At 69.5% G+C, this 15,769-nt stretch carries 16 protein-coding genes; 13 read left to right on the top strand and 3 right to left on the bottom strand.

What is annotated here, in order from left to right:
• The first annotated feature begins 71 nt into the window (after window positions 1–71).
• Entirely contained in the window at window positions 72–2,258 is a 2,187-nt protein-coding gene (locus AB0436_RS10030; protein WP_366467261.1) for an alpha-galactosidase, read from the top strand.
• Here the strand turns inward: AB0436_RS10030 and glgA are convergent.
• Window positions 2,242–3,510 (bottom strand): glycogen synthase, encoded by a 1,269-nt coding sequence (glgA, locus tag AB0436_RS10025; protein ID WP_366467260.1) that lies wholly within the window; start codon window positions 3,508–3,510, stop codon window positions 2,242–2,244. The two genes, AB0436_RS10030 and glgA, sit on opposite strands and share 17 nt — an antisense overlap.
• A 389-nt stretch (window positions 3,511–3,899) precedes the next feature.
• Here glgA and AB0436_RS10020 point away from each other — a divergent pair, with 389 nt between their 5' ends.
• The 12 genes from AB0436_RS10020 (at window position 3,900) to AB0436_RS09965 (ending at window position 13,965) form a co-directional block, all read left to right on the top strand.
• Window positions 3,900–5,066: a low temperature requirement protein A gene (locus tag AB0436_RS10020; protein ID WP_366467259.1), complete on the top strand. Its 1,167-nt coding sequence runs from the start codon at window positions 3,900–3,902 to the stop codon at window positions 5,064–5,066.
• Between the two features lie 40 nt (window positions 5,067–5,106).
• Entirely contained in the window at window positions 5,107–5,562 is a 456-nt protein-coding gene (locus AB0436_RS10015) for a nuclear transport factor 2 family protein (RefSeq protein WP_366467258.1), read from the top strand.
• 120 nt (window positions 5,563–5,682) lie between these two features.
• The gene (locus AB0436_RS10010) at window positions 5,683–6,129 is read left to right on the top strand and encodes a nuclear transport factor 2 family protein (protein ID WP_366467257.1); all 447 of its coding nucleotides are present in this window, start codon (window positions 5,683–5,685) and stop codon (window positions 6,127–6,129) included.
• Window positions 6,126–7,154 (top strand): ankyrin repeat domain-containing protein, encoded by a 1,029-nt coding sequence (locus AB0436_RS10005; protein WP_366467256.1) that lies wholly within the window; start codon window positions 6,126–6,128, stop codon window positions 7,152–7,154. Before AB0436_RS10010 ends, AB0436_RS10005 begins: the two co-directional genes overlap by 4 nt.
• 3 nt (window positions 7,155–7,157) lie before the next feature.
• Window positions 7,158–7,466, top strand: coding sequence for a muconolactone Delta-isomerase family protein (locus tag AB0436_RS10000; RefSeq protein ID WP_366467255.1), 309 nt, complete (start codon window positions 7,158–7,160; stop codon window positions 7,464–7,466).
• A gap of 22 nt (window positions 7,467–7,488) precedes the next feature.
• A complete protein-coding gene (locus AB0436_RS09995; protein WP_366467254.1) occupies window positions 7,489–8,190 on the top strand; it encodes an SDR family NAD(P)-dependent oxidoreductase in 702 nt (233 codons plus the stop codon).
• A 50-nt stretch (window positions 8,191–8,240) separates the two neighbouring features.
• Window positions 8,241–9,491, top strand: a complete 1,251-nt coding sequence (locus AB0436_RS09990) for an MFS transporter (protein ID WP_366467253.1) — start codon at window positions 8,241–8,243, stop codon at window positions 9,489–9,491.
• 66 nt (window positions 9,492–9,557) lie between these two features.
• A complete protein-coding gene (gene mdlC / locus AB0436_RS09985) occupies window positions 9,558–11,204 on the top strand; it encodes a benzoylformate decarboxylase (RefSeq protein WP_366467252.1) in 1,647 nt (548 codons plus the stop codon).
• Between the two features lie 39 nt (window positions 11,205–11,243).
• A complete protein-coding gene (locus AB0436_RS09980; RefSeq protein WP_366467251.1) occupies window positions 11,244–11,756 on the top strand; it encodes a cupin domain-containing protein in 513 nt (170 codons plus the stop codon).
• An 88-nt stretch (window positions 11,757–11,844) separates the two neighbouring features.
• Window positions 11,845–12,810: an NADP-dependent oxidoreductase gene (locus tag AB0436_RS09975; RefSeq protein WP_366467250.1), complete on the top strand. Its 966-nt coding sequence runs from the start codon at window positions 11,845–11,847 to the stop codon at window positions 12,808–12,810.
• Window positions 12,807–13,637, top strand: coding sequence for an NAD(P)H-binding protein (locus AB0436_RS09970; RefSeq protein WP_366467249.1), 831 nt, complete (start codon window positions 12,807–12,809; stop codon window positions 13,635–13,637). The genes AB0436_RS09975 and AB0436_RS09970 overlap by 4 nt, the downstream gene beginning before the upstream one ends.
• Before the next feature lie 28 nt (window positions 13,638–13,665).
• Window positions 13,666–13,965 (top strand): hypothetical protein, encoded by a 300-nt coding sequence (locus AB0436_RS09965; RefSeq protein WP_366467248.1) that lies wholly within the window; start codon window positions 13,666–13,668, stop codon window positions 13,963–13,965.
• Between the two features lie 75 nt (window positions 13,966–14,040).
• Here AB0436_RS09965 and AB0436_RS09960 read toward each other — a convergent pair whose 3' ends face one another.
• A complete protein-coding gene (locus AB0436_RS09960) occupies window positions 14,041–15,270 on the bottom strand; it encodes a cation:proton antiporter (RefSeq protein ID WP_366467247.1) in 1,230 nt (409 codons plus the stop codon).
• Window positions 15,271–15,274: 4 nt separating this feature from the next.
• Entirely contained in the window at window positions 15,275–15,760 is a 486-nt protein-coding gene (locus AB0436_RS09955; RefSeq protein ID WP_366467246.1) for a TrkA C-terminal domain-containing protein, read from the bottom strand.
• Between the last annotated feature and the right edge of the window lie 9 nt (window positions 15,761–15,769).

Below are 15,769 nucleotides of genomic sequence, written 5' to 3'. Positions count from 1 at the left end.
ATAGATTGACCGAGGAAGGAAACCCCGCCTACAGTCGCGGTGCTTCCCCCTTCCGTCCGAGAGGATGTCGCATGCCCCGCACCACCGCGCGGACCGCCCATCTGCGCGCGGCCGGAGTGAGCTTCGTCGTGGAGCTCAGCAGCCCGCTGCCTCGGATCCTGCACTGGGGCGCGGACCTCGGCGACCTGACGGACGAGGACGCGGACGCGCTGACCCTGACGGCCGACGGCGCCGTGCTGAACAGCGCGCTCGACCTCCCCCGGCAGTGCACCGTCTGGCCGACGGAAGCGGACGGCTGGTCCGGCACCCCGGCGCACCAGGGCCACCGCGGCGGCACCGCGACCACCCCGCGGGTGCGGCTGACCGGCGCCGAGGAACGCCCCGGCGAGCTGGTCCTGCGACTCGCCGACGAGGTCAGCGAGCTCGACATCACGCTGACCTACCGGCTCGACCCCTCCGGGGTGCTGGGCGTGGTCACGGAGCTCACGCGGCCGGTCGCCGGACCCGGCCAGGACCGCGCGCCGTACGACCTGACCGGGGTGACCGCGCTGCTCCCGGTGCCGCACCGGGCCGACGAGGTGCTCGACTTCACCGGGAAGTGGTGCCGGGAGGCGTCCCCGCAGCGCGGCGGTCTCCGCTTCGGCAGCCACGTCAGGGAGGTGCGGCGCGGCAGGCCCGGCGCCGACTCGCCGTATCTGCTCACCCTGGGCGTGCCCGGCTTCGGATTCCGTACCGGCGAGGTGTGGGGCCTGCATGTCGGCTGGAGCGGCAACCAGCGCTGGGTGGCCGAGCGACTGCCGGAGGGCGCCGGGGTGCACGGCGCGGTGCTCGGCGGTGGCGAGCTGCTCGCCCCCGGCGAGATCCGCCTGGCGCCCGGCGACCGATACACCTCGCCGGTCTGCCACTTCGTCTGGTCGGACGCCGGCCTCGACGGTCTCGCCGACCGTTTCCACAACCTGCTCAGGGGCCGGCCCGCCCACCCCGCCACACCCCGCCCGCTGACGCTGAACACCTGGGAGGCGGTGTACTTCGACCACCGCATCGACCGGCTGCTCGAACTGGCCGACCTGGCCGCGGAGACCGGCGTGGAGCGGCTCGTGCTGGACGACGGCTGGTTCGCCGGACGCCGCGACGACACCGCGGGCCTCGGGGACTGGACGGTGGACCCGGCGGTGTGGCCGCAGGGGCTGACGCCGCTCGTCGAGCGGGTGCACGGCCACGGGATGCAGTTCGGGCTGTGGGTGGAGCCGGAGATGGTGAACCCGGACTCGGACATGGCCAGGGAGCACCCCGACTGGCTGCTCGCCCCCTCGCAGGGGCTGGGCCCGAGCTGGCGCCATCAGTACGTGGTGAACCTCGCCCACCAGGACGCCTGGGACTACCTGCTGAAGTCACTGGACGAGATCGTCACGCGTTACGCCGTCGACTACCTCAAGTGGGATCACAACCGGGAACTGCACGAGGCGGTCGCCAGAGGGGCGGACGGCGCCGACCGGCCGGGCGTGCACGCCCAGGTCGAGGCGGTGTACCGGCTCATCGACGCGCTCAAGGGCCGCCACCCGGGCCTGGAGATCGAGAGCTGCGCCAGCGGCGGCGCCCGCGTCGACCTCGGTATCCTCGCCCGTACGGACAGGGTGTGGGCGTCCGACTGCAACGACCCGGTGGAGCGCCAGGCCATCCAGCGCTGGACGGGTCAGCTGCTGCCGCCCGAGCTGGTCGGCACCCATGTCGGCGGCCCGCACAGCCACACATCGGGGCGCGTCACCGCCGAGTCCTTCCGCTACCTCACCGCGCTGTTCGGTCATGCGGGCATCGAGGACGACCTGACCGCGCGCACCCCGCAGGAACGCGCCGGGCTGAAACGCTGGGCCGCGCTCTACAAGGAGCTCCGCCCCCTGCTGCACAGCGGACGGGTGGTCCGCGCCGACCTCACCGACGACGCCACCCTGCTGCACGGAGTGGTCGCCGACGACGCGAGCCACGCGGTCTACTGCTGGGTCAGGACGGCGACCTCCACGAAGGCCCAGTCGGGCCGCGTCCAGCTGCCCGGCCTCCCCACCCGGGGCGGCTACCGGGTCCGGGTCCGCACCGAGGCCGGCCTGCCCGCGCTGCACCAGACCTCGGGCCCCGCCTGGTTCACGGCGGCGCTCGACGGGTGGGTGCCGCTGCCGGGCTCGGTGCTCGGCGGTGCGGGTCTGCCGCTGCCGACGCTGGAACCGGGGCAGGCGCTGCTGATCGAGGTCACCGCCCTCCGGTAGCCGGATCGGCGGCCCGTACGGACGGGCTCGGGAGCGGCCGCCGCACCTGCTCATAGATCGCGTGCACCCGCCGGGCTGCCTCTTCCCAGCTGAACTGCTCGACCGCGCGGACCCGGCCCGCGGCGCCCATGGCGCCCGCGAGGCCGGGGTCGGCCAACAGGCGGTTGACCGCTGCGGCCAGATCCGCGGAGAAACGCTTGGCGTCCAACGGGGTGCCGGTGCCGTCCTGTTGCTGCTCGATCGGCACCAGCAGGCCGGTGTGGCCGTCCGCGACGACTTCGGGGATGCCACCGGTCGCGGTGGCCACCACCGCGGTGCCGCAGGCCATCGCCTCGAGATTGACGATGCCCATCGGCTCGTACAGGGACGGGCATACGAAGACGGTCGCGTGGGTGAGCAGCTGACGCAACGACACCTGGTCCAGCATCCCGTCGATACGGAACACTCCGCTGCGGTGGCGGCTCAGCGCGTCCACCAGTGCCGCGGTCTCCGCGGCGATCTCCGGGGTGTCGGGCTGGCCGCAGCAGAGCACCAGTTGAGCGTCGTCCGCCAGGTCGAAGGCGGCCTCGAGGAGTTGCTTCAGCCCCTTCTGCCGGGTGACCCGTCCGACGAAGAGGACGATCGGCCGTGCGGGGTCGATTCCGTACCGCTCCAATGCCTGAGTCCGGTGGTCGGGTCGCTGCACGGTGGTGTCTATCCCGTTGTGCACCACATGCACGCGTTCGGGATCGACCTCGGGGTAGACGGACAGGATGTCCGCACGCATGCCGTGGGACACGGCGATCACGGCATCGGCCGACTCGATGGCGGTGCGCTCCACCAGGGACGAGAGCGCATAGCCGCCGCCCAGTTGCTCGGCCTTCCAGGGGCGCAGGGGTTCCAGGCTGTGCATGGTGACGACGTGCGGCGTGCCGTGCAGTACCTGGGCCAGCCGGCCGGCGGCATTCGCGTACCAGGTATGGCTGTGCACGACATCGGCGCCGGCGCAGTCGGCGGCCAACCGTACGTTCACGCCCAGCGTGCGCAGCGCGGGGTTGGCGCCGTCGCCCAGGTCCGGCTCGGTGTGTGCCGTCACTCTGCTGTCCTCGCGCGGTTCACCGATGCAGCTCACCCGCAGATCGGTGCTTCTGTGCAGCTGCTTGGCGAGTTCCGCGACATGGACGCCGGCCCCTCCGTATATCTCGGGCGGAAACTCCTTGGTGAGCAGGTGAACTCGTAGGCGAGCACTTCCCTGATCCGGCTGCGTATTCATGAATACTTCCTGAGGTCTAGGAGCTTCCGATGCCGACACGGCCCTGCTGAGGCGTCCCGTCCCTGCGCCGAGGAGGCGCCTCTGACGTTGATTCGCTGCGCGCTGCGCGCACTTTCCGTCCGCACCGTACCGATTCGGGGGAACAGCTGTCCGGCGTTCACCGGGCGGCGGATATTCCTCTCCCGGCACGCAGCTTCCCGGACTCGGGACCGACATCATGATGTCGCGTACGCATCTTTGACGCCCGCTACACGGGGGCCGATAAATTCGCCTGCGTAGCAACGAATCCATGGCTCCGGTCACCCCAGAGGGGGACGGACAGCCGTCAGTTCTTTCTTGCGGCTGTGCCCAAGCCTCCGCACCGGCGCCTCGAGAGTTCGGAAAAAGCGATGTCACACGCCCCGCCCATCATGCGTACGGATGAGTCCTCATCGCAGAGCGAGCAGAGTGAAACGCGAGTCACCACACTCGAGTTGTTCTTCGATCTGGCGTTCGTCTTCAACTTCACCCAGCTGGCCCGGGTGCTCAGCCACGACATGACCCTGCGGGGTCTGCTCCAGGTCCTGCTGATCTTCTGGATGCTGTGGTGGATGTACGGCGGGTACGCCTGGCTGACCAACCATCTCCCGCCGCACAAGAAGCGCCACCGTCTGCTGCTCCTGCTCGGCATGGCCTCCTTCCTGATCGTCGGACTCGCCACGCCCCACGCGTTCAACGGTGACGGGGTCGCTTTCGGCATCGGCTACCTGATGATCGTCAGCGTCCACGCCGCCCTGTTCGCCTTCAGCGGGCCCAGCGCCGCACGGAACATGCTGCACATCGCGCCGTTCCACACCGTGGGGGCGCTGCTGATCATCTGGGCCGGGTTCCTCGACGCACCGATGACCTACGTCTGCTGGTCGGGCGCACTGTTGCTGGAGGTGATCGCACCCTTCATCACCGGTGTGTCCGGCTTCGAGCTGAAGCCCGGCCACTTCGTCGAACGTCACGGCCTGCTCATGATCATCGCGTTGGGCGACTCCTTCCTGGCGCTCGGCGTGGGAACCGAGGGCGGACAGGCCGGTTTCTCGGTGGTCATCACCGCCGTCCTGATCTTCGTCATCCCCGCCTGTCTGTGGTGGGTGTACTTCGACGAGTCGGAGAAGGCCAAACGGGCCGAACGGGCCCTGGAGCGCCAGGACACCGTGCAACGTTCACGGATGGCGCTGGCCGCCTTCTTCTACGCCCATGTGCCCATGCTGCTCGGGCTGATCCTGATCGCGGCAGCCATCAAGAAGACCATCGCGCACCCCTACGACGAGCTCGCGACCGCACCTTCGCTGGCTCTCGCGGGCGGTGTGGCGTTCTACCTCGCGGGCATCGCGTGGTTCCACGGGATCCTCAAGATCGGCCCGCAGCGCTTCCATCTCGCGGCCGCTCTGCTGGCCACCGCCGCCGTCCCGGTCGGCCACCGTGTCGCCGCCGTCGGCGAAGTCGCCGTGCTGGGCCTGCTGATCATCGGCGCCCTGTTCATCGAACACCGGTGGACCAGACGCATGGGGCACACCTGCCTCTGAACCACCGCCCGTAACCGCTGCCGTCCAAGGAGAGAGACCGATGAGTTCTGTGGAAGACCGGCTGGATGTGATCGAGACCTGCACCAAGGTGTCCTGGTATGTCGATCAGCGCGAATGGGACGCCCTGTACGGGGTGTTCACCGACAAAGTGCTGGTCGACTACACCAGCCTCAACGGCGGTGAGCCGTCCACGGTCGATGCCGGGGCCCTGATCGACTCCTGGTCCGGGCTGCTCGGGAACCTCTCGTCCACCCAGCACATGATCACTAACTTCCTGGTCGATGTGCGCGGTGACGAGGCCGTGTGCACGGCGATGTTCCAGGCGGTCCACCGACTGCCCAACGCACTCGGCGGACCGCACTGGACGCTGGGCGGTCAGTACCGCTGGACCGTACTGCGCACCGGGGCCGGCTGGCGGATCTCCGCAATGACGATGACCGCCCTCTGGTCGGAGGGAAACCGCCACATCATGACCCCCGAGGGTCAGGGCGCCTGAAAAAACATCAGGAAGTCGGACGGACATCTTTGGCAGGCCGAAGATCAACCGCCAATACTTTCGATGAGGAAATTCAGGGGACGCGCAGCAGCCGGAATTGAATCATAAGGAGATCATCGCATGAATGATGCCACGGAAGAGACCCGCATAGTCGCCCAGCGCTGGTTCGACGCGCTCGGCAGCGGCGATTTCGAGACGGCGCTCGCCACGCTCGACGACAACGTCGAGTGGATCAACTACGCGCCGGTTCCCGGCTACAACGACGACATGAAGTGGATCGGCACGGTGCGCGGCCCGGCGGCCGTTCTCGGCACCCTTCAGGTGTTCACCGGCGCGGTCGACGTGAAGTCGGAGAAGCTCGTCAACCTGGTGGTCGAGGGAGAGCAGGCGGCGGGAATCATTCACGAGGTGTCGGTGGTCAAGGAGACCGGACGCGAATTCGACATCGAGTTCATCCAGTGGCTGACCGTCCGCAACGGGAAAATCGTCCGCTGGAAGTCCTACACGGACCCCTCGGAGATCATCCGCGCCATCCGTGACGACAAGACGGCCGAGGTGGCCCGATGAGTACCGCACTCATCACGGCGGTCCGCGCCCGTGACACCGCATCGGTCAGCACGCTGCTGACCGCGGATGCCGGCCCGAGCACCCGCGAGAGCAGCACCGGGCTCACCGTCCTCATGATCGCCGCCGGCCAGGCCGACGCTCCCACCGTGCGTGAGCTGATCCGCGGCGGAGCGGACATCCACACCGCGGACACCCGGGCCGGCGCCACCGCGCTGCACAAGGCCTGCCAGGGCGGCAGCCTGGACGTCGTACGCGCGCTGGTCGAGGCAGGGGCGTTCGTGGACGCGGTCGCGCCGACGACCGGGCACACCGCACTGATGGACGCCCTCTGGTACAAGTACCCGGACATCGCCGAGTACCTGCTGTCCCAGGGCGCCGGCCTCAAGGTCTTCACGCACTACGGCTTCTCGCTCGAGCAGCACTTCGAATACGAGCTCAACGTCAACACCTTCGGCAAGGACAAACTGCTGGAGGCCGAGAAGCACCTCAACACCAGGCGCAAGGACGACGAGAACGCCGTCGGGCGTCAGCTGCTGATGGCCGCGGTCGCCGAGGGCGACACGGACCAGGTGCGCAAACTCCTGGACGCCGGCGCCGATGTCGACGAGCGCTCCCCGGTGCTCAACGGCTTCAACGACAGCCACACCCCGCTCCTGGTCGCCTCGCGCGACGGGCACGGCGCGATCGTCAAGCTGCTGCTCGCGGCGGGCGCGGACGTCAACGCGGTGGAGCCCACCTTCGGCGCGGTGCCGCTGCACAAGGCGGTCTACAACGGACACGCCGACATCACCGCCGAGCTGGTCGCCCGGCCCGGCATCGACCTGGACTTCCAGGGCGCCACCAACGGCTACAGCCCGCTGCACGACTCGCTCTGGCACGGCTACGAGGAATGCGCCCGCACCCTCATCGAGGCCGGCGCCCGACTGGACCTGGTCAGCCACGACGGCAAGACCCCCCTCGACATGGCGGTCGACGTCTTCGGCGCGGACCACGCACTCACCGCTCTGATCCGCGAAAGGAGCTGACGCATGCTCTTCTACGTCCAGATGAAATGGAAGCACGAGGGTCGGCTCACCCTCGACGAGCTCTGGGAGCTCGAGCAGGACGAAGCCATCCACGCCCAGGAAACACTCGACTCCGGGTTCTGCGTGGGCATTTGGAAGGTGGCGGCGCAGAAGCGGGTCATCGCCATCATCGACTCGCCCGATGCCGAGGAGCTGGACCGCACCGCTCTCGGCCGGCTGCCCATGCGCGAATACCTGGAGTTCGAGACGGTCTGGCCGCTGCGTGACTACCTGGGTTTCGCAGAGGACGTCAAGAAGCGCTACCAGGTCTGAACTCTGATCGAGGACGGTATTCATGAGCCAGCAGCAGACCCGCACCGCACTCGTCACCGGCGGGAACCGGGGCATCGGTTTCGAAACCTGCCGCCAGCTGGCCGGAGCCGGACTCGACGTCGTACTGGCCGCGCGCGATGCCGCGCGCGGCCGGGCGGCGGCTCAGAAGCTGCGCGGGCCCGGCCACCGGGTCCGCGCCGAAGAACTGGACATCACCAGCGCCAAGAGCGTCCAGGAGTGCGCGGAGCGGCTGGCCGAAGCGGGCATCCAGATCGATGTCCTGGTCAACAACGCGGGTGTCTACCCCACGGACGGGTTCTTCTCCCTCGACGAGGACACGTTCAGCCACGCGCTCGATGTGAACCTGATGGGTGCCTTCCGCACCTGTCAGGCCTTCGTGCCCGCGATGGGCCGGCGCGGCTACGGCAGGGTGGTCAACCTCTCCTCCGGGCTCGGCGCCGTCACCGACAACATCCCGTCACCCGCGGCGTACGGAATCACCAAGGCGGCGCTCAATGCCCTCACCCTGGTGGTCTCCGCGGCCTCGGCCCCTTCGGTCAAGGTCAACGCGGTCTGTCCCGGCTGGGTGCGAACGGACATGGGCGGTTCCGGGGCACCGACCAGCGTCGAAAAGGGCGCGGACACCGTGACCTGGCTCGCCACACTGCCCGATTCAGGGCCCGACGGCGGCTTTTTCCGCAATCGCCGAAGGATCGCCTGGTGACCCCTGCCCGTGCCCATCCAGCAGTTCCGAGTGAAAGAGGAGGCTCGACCATGAGCACCGCCACAGCTTCCGGGGTCAGCGCGAACCGGAGCAAATACGCGTTGGCCGTCCTCGGCCTGGGCGCGTTCGTCATCGGTACCGCCGAGTTGGTCATCGTCGGCGTACTGAATCTGATCTCCGACGACCTGAACGTCTCCGTCGGCACCGCCGGACTCCTGGTCACCGGGTACGCCCTGGGCATCTCCATCGGCGGCCCGCTCATGACGGTGCTGACCATCAGGGTGCCCCGGCGCACCCTGCTCTGGCTGGCGCTGGCCCTGTTCATCCTGGGCAATCTGCTCGCGGTGTCCGCGGGGATCTTCGGGGTGCTGCTGCTCGCGCGGGTGCTCTGCGGTGCCATCCACGGCCTGTTCCTCGGCGCCGCGTCCGCGGTGGCCACCGGACTGGTCGCACCGGAGCGCCGCGGCGAAGCCGTCGGCCTGGTCTTCGGCGGCATCGCGGTCTCCACCGTGCTGGGTGTGCCGATCGGCACCACCGTCGGTCAGTCGCTCGGCTGGCAGGCCACCTTCATCGGCGTCATCATCCTGGGCGTCATCGCCCTCGCCGCCATCCTGGTCTTCGTGCCCCCCGTGGGCGGCAGCGGATCCAACGACCTCGGCGACCAGGCCAAACACGCCTTTGCCCCGCGGGTACTGGGCATGCTGCTCGCCGGGCTGCTGCTGATGGGCGCGCAGTTCACCGCCTTCACCTATCTGGCGCCGTTCCTCGAGGACGTCACCGGCATCTCCGGCGGCGTGGTCAGCGCCTTCCTGATGATTTTCGGCGTGTTCAGCGCCATCGGAACGTTCAGCGGCGGCTTCTTCGCCGACCGGAACGCCTCCAACACCCTGGTCATCGGCAACGCTGTGCTCATCATCGCGCTGGGCGGGCTCTACCTGTTCGGCTCCAACCCCGTGCTCGTCGGCATCGCGCTGGCCGTCTGGGGCCTTGTCGGGTTCGGCGTCACGCCGTCCCTGCAGTTGCGCGTCATCTCGCTGGCCGGCCAGGGCGGCGACCTGGGGGCGACTCTGGGGGCCTCCGCCGTCAACGCGGGCATCGCATCCGGTGCCGCGGTCGGCGGCTGGGCGCTGGCCGCCTACGGCATCGACGACGTCCCGCTGGTCGCCCTGATCGCCTGCGGCGTCGCGCTGCCCGTCGTCTGGGCCACCCGTTTCCTCAAGGTGCCGGTCTCCGCGCCGCTGCCGCTCGAGGGCGACGAACCGGAGGGCGCGGACAACATGACGGCGATCCCCAGCAGCTGACGGGCTCCGCCGTACGAAGGACCGAACTCCCCCGAGAACCCACGCAATTCCATCAGGAGAGGGACCGTGACCGACACCGGGAACAGGACCGTACGCGACGCGACGCTCGACGTACTGCGCCAGCTTGGTCTGACGACCATTTTCAGCAATCCCAGCCACACCGAGATGAAGCTCTTCGAGGCCTGGCCCGAGGACGAGTTCAAGTTCGTGATGGGCCTCCAGGAGGCCTCCGTTGTGGGCATGGCCGACGGCTACGCCCAGGCCACCGGTGAGCCGTCACTGGTGATCATCAACGGCGGTCCCGGGCTCGGCAACGCGATGGGCGGCATCTACACCGCCGCGTCCGCGCACACCCCGATGGTCATCCTGGGCGGGCAGCAGGCCCGCAAGCTGTTGCTCGGCGAGCCGTTCCTGGTCGCCAAGGAAGCCACTCAGCTGCCCAAGCCCTACATCAAGTGGGCGGGCGAGCCCTCGCGGCCGCAGGACGTGCCCGCACTGATCGCCCAGGCGTACCAGATCGCCAAGCAGGCACCGCAGGGCCCGGTGTTCGTGGCGGTGCCCGAGGACGACTGGGTCCGTCCGGCCGATCCTCAGCCGGTACGCATCCCCACGGTGGAGAGCGCCGTCGTGCCTTCGCCGGCGGCGCTGGAGCGCATCGCCGCCGCCCTCAACGGCGCCGAGCGCCCCGGCCTGGTCGCCGGACCCGCCGTGGACGCCCAGGGCGCCCGTGATGCCCTGGTGCAGCTGGCCGAGAAGCTCAACGCCCGGGTGTGGGGCTCCCCGGTGTGGCCGCGCGGCAGCTTCCCCGAGAACCACCCGCTGTTCGCGGGTGTGCTGCCGCCCATCCCCGAACTGATCAATGAGCGCCTGGCCGCCCAGCACGACGTGGTGGTGGTGCTCGGTGCGCCCGCGTTCACCCTCTTCACCGCCTGGGACCTGTTCTCGACGGCGCCCGCGGGCCTCGATCAGAGCGCCCGGCCGCAGCTGCCGGACTCCATCGAGTTCCTGCACGTCACGGACAACCCGGAAGCGGCGGCCGCCACCCTGGCCGGCAGCAGCTTCGTGGCACCCCCCGGCGCGGTCGTCGAGGGCCTCGTTCCGCTCGTCGAACGCCGTGAGCGCGTCGAACTGACGCCGGTCCGGGAGCCGGTGCCGGTACCCGAGGCCTCCACCCCGCTCACCCAGGCGTACCTCTTCCACCTGCTGTCCAAGGAACTCCCCGACAACGCGGTGCTGTTCGAGGAACTGCCGATCGCCCGTGCGGACTTCCACGAGCAGATCCCGCTGGGCCCGGACAACGGTTACTTCGCCACCGCGAGCGGTGCGCTCGGATTCCCGTTCGCCGGCGCCGTCGGTTACGCCGTCGCCCGCCCCGACCGCCGGGCCGTGGTGGTGGTCGGCGAGGGTTCCGCGCAGTACACGCTGCACTCGCTGTGGACTGCGGCCCGGCACAACCTGCCGGTCACGTTCATCATCCCGGACAACGCCGGCTACCTGTCGCTGAAGTACTACCTCGAGGACCAGAAGTCGTGGGAGAGGGGCTACGACCTCAGCGGCGTCGACATGGCCCAACTGGCCCGTGGCTTCGGCGTGCCCGGCGAGCGCATCGAGACGCCGGACCGGCTTCAGGAGGCGCTCAGGGAGTCGCTGCACGCGGACGGCCCGATGCTCCTCGACGTCATGGTCGCCGACCCCGGCCTCTTCCGGCTCTGAGCCCGGCGGCCCGATCCGACACACGAACTGGGAGACCAGATGACCACCACCACTGAGGCCGGTGCGGCGCAGGACGGCCGTTACCCGTCGGGCGATGTCGTCCACCATCCGGCAGGCACCGGACCGACGTACTGGTTCGGCGACGCCATCTACACCTTCAAGGCGACCCGGGAGAACACCAACGGCTCGCTGACGCTCGCCGAGGCCACCGTGCCGCCGGGCGGGGGCCCGCCGCCGCACATCCACCCGAAGGCGGACGAGGCCTTCTTCATCCTCAACGGCGAGATCGAGTTCCTCAACGGCGAGAGCACCTTCGTCGCCGGCGAGGGCGACTTCGTCTTCATTCCGCGCGGCACCCGGCACAAGTTCCGCAATGTCGGCCTGCAGACGGCGCGCCTGCTCTTCATGTTCACCCCGGCCTACCTGGAGAAGTTCTTCATGGAGATAGGCCAGGAGGCTCGTGCGGGTGAGGCGCCGCAGCCCCTCACACCGGAGCAGAAGCAGCAGATCGTGGACTTCGCCCCGCGCCACGGTCTCCAGCTGGCGCTGTGATCACGGCGGGCGCCTCCGGAAGGAGGCGCCCGCCCGAGGCACGCCGCGAGCCCGTCCGGGGTCCGAGTACGGAAAGAGGACATACAGCATGGCAGAACAGCCCACCATGCGTGCCGCGGTGATCGACGCCTTCGGCGCGGCCGACACGCTCCGGGTGACCGAGATCCCCGTCCCGGCACCGGGTGAGAGAGAAGTACTCGTCCGCGTGCACGCCGCGGGTGTCAATGCGATCGACTGGGCGACCCGGGCCGGTCAGGGCGTCGGTGTCGCGGAGTTCCCCGCCGTGCTCGGCTGGGACATCTCCGGCACCGTGGCCGCCACCGGCGCCGGAGTCACGCGCTTCGCCGTGGGGGACGCCGTCTTCGGCATGCCGCGCTTTCCCGCCCTGGCGGGCGGCTATGCCGACTTCGCCGTCGCCCCGGAAGCCGAACTCGCTCGCGTCCCGGCGGGAATCGACCACGTGACAGCGGCCTCCGTGCCGATGGTGGCACTCACCGCCTGGCAGACGCTCTTCGAACACGGCGGTCTGCTCGCCGGGCAGCGGGTCCTCGTCTCCGGAGCGGCCGGCGGGGTCGGGCACCTTGCCGTCCAGTTGGCGGCCGATGCCGGCGCCGAAGTCGTCGCGACCGCTTCCGGCGACAACCACGACTTCGTGCTCGGCCTCGGCGCCCACCGGGCCGTCGACTATCGCACCGAGCCGGTCCACGAGGTGGTCCGGGACGTCGATCTCGTCGTCGATCCCCGAGGGGGCGAGGACTTCCACCGACTGCTCGGCGTGCTGCGTCCGGGCGGAATTCTCGTCACCCTCAAGGGCGAGAGCGCCGATCACCGGCGCTCCGCACGCGAACGCGGGGTGCGCGCGGGATTCACCTACGTGCACCCCGACCGTGCCGCCCTCGACCGTATCGCCGCGCTCCTCGGGGAGGGACGGATCCGCCCGTCGGTCCAGCAGGTGTTCTCCCTCGATGACGTGGCCAAGGCGCACAGCATCGGCGAAGTGGGCCACGTCAGGGGCCGACTCGTCATCGAACTGAACGACGAGGAGTCGCAATGATTCTGGTGACAGGCGCCACCGGTCATGTGGGTGGCGAGCTGACCGCCCGGCTGGCCGCCGAGGGCCGCCCGGTGCGGGCGCTGGTGCGGAAGGCCGACGGCAACGCGCTGCCGGCCGGCGTGCAGAGCGCAGTGGGGGACCTCGGTCGTCCCGAATCGCTTCGCACCGCGCTCGAGGGCGTCACAGCGGTGTTCCTGCTGCCGGGATACGCGGATCAGCCGGACATCCTCTCCGAATTCCGCCGGGCCGGTGTCGAGCACATCGTGCTGCTGTCGAGCATTGCCGTGCCGGGCGGCGAGATGAGCAACGCCATCTCACGCTTCATGATCCTCTCCGAGCAGGCCGTGCGGGCGTCCGGGATGCCCTGGACGATCCTGCGGCCGAGCGGCTTCATGTCGAACACCTTTCAGTGGCAGGCACAACTCGCGGCCGGGGACGTGGTGCACGCGCCCTTCGCGGGAGTGCCGATCGCGATGGTCGACCCGTACGACATCGCGGCTGTCGCCGCACGGGCGCTGCACGACGAGGAGCACATCGGCCGCAGCCACGCGCTGTCCGGCCCCGAGCCCCTGCTGCCCGCTGACCGGGTCCGCGTCCTGGGTGGAGTCCTCGGACGCGCACTGCGCTTCGAGGCCCAGTCGGACGCGGACGCCAGGAAGGAGATGGAGGGCAACACGCCCCCCGAGTACATCGACGCCTTTTTCCGCTACTACGCCGACGGCACGCTCGACGACTCGACCGTGCGTCCGACGGTCCGGGAACTGACGGGCCGGCCTGCCCGCACCTTCGAGGACTGGGCCGTCGCGCATGCCGATGATTTCCGCTGAACGGCCGACATCACAGGAGGAATACCGCATGAGCACAGTAGAGACCGTCAGGTTCAAGCTCCGCGACAGCGTCGATCCGGCCGAATTCGCCGTGCTCGACCGGAAGATGGAGTCCGACTACATGGCCGTACGGGACGGATTCGTCTCCCGCGAGGTCACCCGCAGCGATGAGGGTGAGTACCTGGTGATCGTCCACTGGGCGTCCCCCGAGCAGGCCGACGCCACGATGGGTGCCTTCTTCGGCGCCCCGGAGACCCAGGGGTTCCTGGCCTCCGTCGACCCGTCCACCGTGCAGTCGGGCCGGTACATCTCGGTCCCCCGGCCGTAGCGCGTACCGCCACCACGGACCACGCAGAGGGCGCCCGGACCGGTACCGGGCGCCCTCTGCTGTTCCTGTGCCTGCTCAGTCCTGGGGTGCGGGCACCGCATCGGAGCGGGTGAGCGGCTCGGCCATGACCGGCACCGCCGCCCGCTGTTTCCGCCACTCGACGAGCCGCTGCGTCACCGGTTCGGTGAAACGGGCGGTCAGTGGACCCAGCACCACCAGAAGGAGCACGTACGCGGTCGCCAGCGGCCCGAGCGCCGGCTCGATCCCCGAGGCCGTCGCCAGGCCCGCGATCACGATGGAGAACTCACCGCGGGCCACCAGAGCGCCACCGGCCCGCCAGCGCCCGCGCACGCCGATCCCGGTGCGCCGAGCTGCCCAGTACCCGGTGGCTATCTTGGTCAGCGCGGTGAGCACGGCCAGCACCAGTGCGGGCACCAGTACCGGCGGAATCGTCGCCGGGTCGGTGTTCAGGCCGAAGAAGACGAAGAACACCGCGGCGAAGAGATCCCGCAAGGGCATCAGGAGGTGATGGGTGTTCTCGGCGACCTCACCGGACAGCGCGATGCCCACCAGGAAGGCACCCACCGCCGCGGAGACCTGCACCTGCTGGGCGAAGCCCGCCACCAGCAGGGTGAGTCCCAGGACCACCAGCAGGAGCTTCTCCGGGTCGTCGCTGGAGATGAACCGGGAGATCACCCGGCCGTACCGCACCGCGACGAGCAGCACGCTCCCCACGGCCGTCAGCGCGATCGCCAGCGTGAGTCCGCCGACCGCCCAGCCGGTGCCCGCGAGCAGCGCGGTGAGGATCGGCAGGTACACAGCCATCGCGAGGTCCTCGAGCACCAGCACGCTCAGAATCGCCGGGGTTTCCCGGTTGCCCAGCCGGCCCAGGTCGCCCAGCACCTTGGCGATCACTCCGGAGGAGGAGACCCAGGTGACCCCGGCCAGCACCACCGCGGCCACCGGACCCCAGCCCAGCAGCAGAGCCGCGGCGGCGCCCGGCAGAGCGTTGAGCAGGAAATCGATCCCGCCCGCAGGGGCGTGGGTCTTGAGATGGCCGACCAGGTCGCCGGCGGTGTACTCCAGGCCGAGCATCAGCAACAGCAGCACCACGCCGATCTCGGCGCCGACCTCGATGAAGTCCTCGCTGCCGGCCAGCGGCACGATCCCACCGTGTCCGAAGAGCAGCCCGGCGAGCAGGTAGAGCGGGATGGCGGAGAACTTCATCCGTACGGCGACCCGGCCGAGCAGCCCCAGGGCCAGCACGACGCCACCGAACTCGATCAGGAAGACTGCGGAATTCACCGGATCACTTCCGCTCGAGTATGGCGTGGGCGGCGTCGACGCCCTCGCGGGTACCGACGACGATGACGCTGTCACCTCCGCGCAGCCGGAAGTCCGGGCCCGGCGAGGGAATCGCATGGGCGCGGCGCATCACCGCCACGATGGAGGTGCCGGTGTCGGTCCGCATCCTGGTGTCGCCCAGCACCCGGCCGTTCCAGTAGGAGACGCCGGTCACGGTGACCCGCTCGGCGACCAGCCCGTAGTCGCTGGTGTGCAGCAGGTTCGGGTTGTTGTGGTCCGGCAGCAGGGCGTCGGTCAGTGACATCGCCTCCGCCGCCGTGAGCTTCATCGAGAGACCGCACGAGTCGGGGTCATCGTCGTGGTGCACGTTGAAGGTGCGGGTGCCGTCGCGGTGCGCGATGACCGACAGGGTGTCGTGCCGGCGGGTCGTGATCTCGTACTGCACCCCGATGCCGGGCAGCGGTGTGGTTCTCATGCGTGGAGCGGTCACGGTCATCTC

Source organism: Streptomyces sp. NPDC051322 (assembly GCF_040689485.1).
Classification (GTDB): Bacteria; Actinomycetota; Actinomycetes; order Streptomycetales; family Streptomycetaceae; genus Streptomyces.
This window is presented reverse-complemented; position numbering and strand designations above follow the sequence as displayed.

Bases quoted from the DNA above. Each gene is read 5' to 3' on its own strand.
- AB0436_RS10030 (WP_366467261.1), top strand. From the start codon at position 72: ATGCCCCGCACCACCGCGCGGACCGCCCATCTGCGCGCGGCCGGAGTG.
- glgA (WP_366467260.1), bottom strand. From the start codon at position 3,510: ATGAATACGCAGCCGGATCAGGGAAGTGCTCGCCTACGAGTTCACCTG.
- AB0436_RS10020 (WP_366467259.1), top strand. From the start codon at position 3,900: ATGTCACACGCCCCGCCCATCATGCGTACGGATGAGTCCTCATCGCAG.
- AB0436_RS10015 (WP_366467258.1), top strand. From the start codon at position 5,107: ATGAGTTCTGTGGAAGACCGGCTGGATGTGATCGAGACCTGCACCAAG.
- AB0436_RS10010 (WP_366467257.1), top strand. From the start codon at position 5,683: ATGAATGATGCCACGGAAGAGACCCGCATAGTCGCCCAGCGCTGGTTC.
- AB0436_RS10005 (WP_366467256.1), top strand. From the start codon at position 6,126: ATGAGTACCGCACTCATCACGGCGGTCCGCGCCCGTGACACCGCATCG.
- AB0436_RS10000 (WP_366467255.1), top strand. From the start codon at position 7,158: ATGCTCTTCTACGTCCAGATGAAATGGAAGCACGAGGGTCGGCTCACC.
- AB0436_RS09995 (WP_366467254.1), top strand. From the start codon at position 7,489: ATGAGCCAGCAGCAGACCCGCACCGCACTCGTCACCGGCGGGAACCGG.
- AB0436_RS09990 (WP_366467253.1), top strand. From the start codon at position 8,241: ATGAGCACCGCCACAGCTTCCGGGGTCAGCGCGAACCGGAGCAAATAC.
- AB0436_RS09980 (WP_366467251.1), top strand. From the start codon at position 11,244: ATGACCACCACCACTGAGGCCGGTGCGGCGCAGGACGGCCGTTACCCG.
- AB0436_RS09975 (WP_366467250.1), top strand. From the start codon at position 11,845: ATGGCAGAACAGCCCACCATGCGTGCCGCGGTGATCGACGCCTTCGGC.
- AB0436_RS09970 (WP_366467249.1), top strand. From the start codon at position 12,807: ATGATTCTGGTGACAGGCGCCACCGGTCATGTGGGTGGCGAGCTGACC.
- AB0436_RS09965 (WP_366467248.1), top strand. From the start codon at position 13,666: ATGAGCACAGTAGAGACCGTCAGGTTCAAGCTCCGCGACAGCGTCGAT.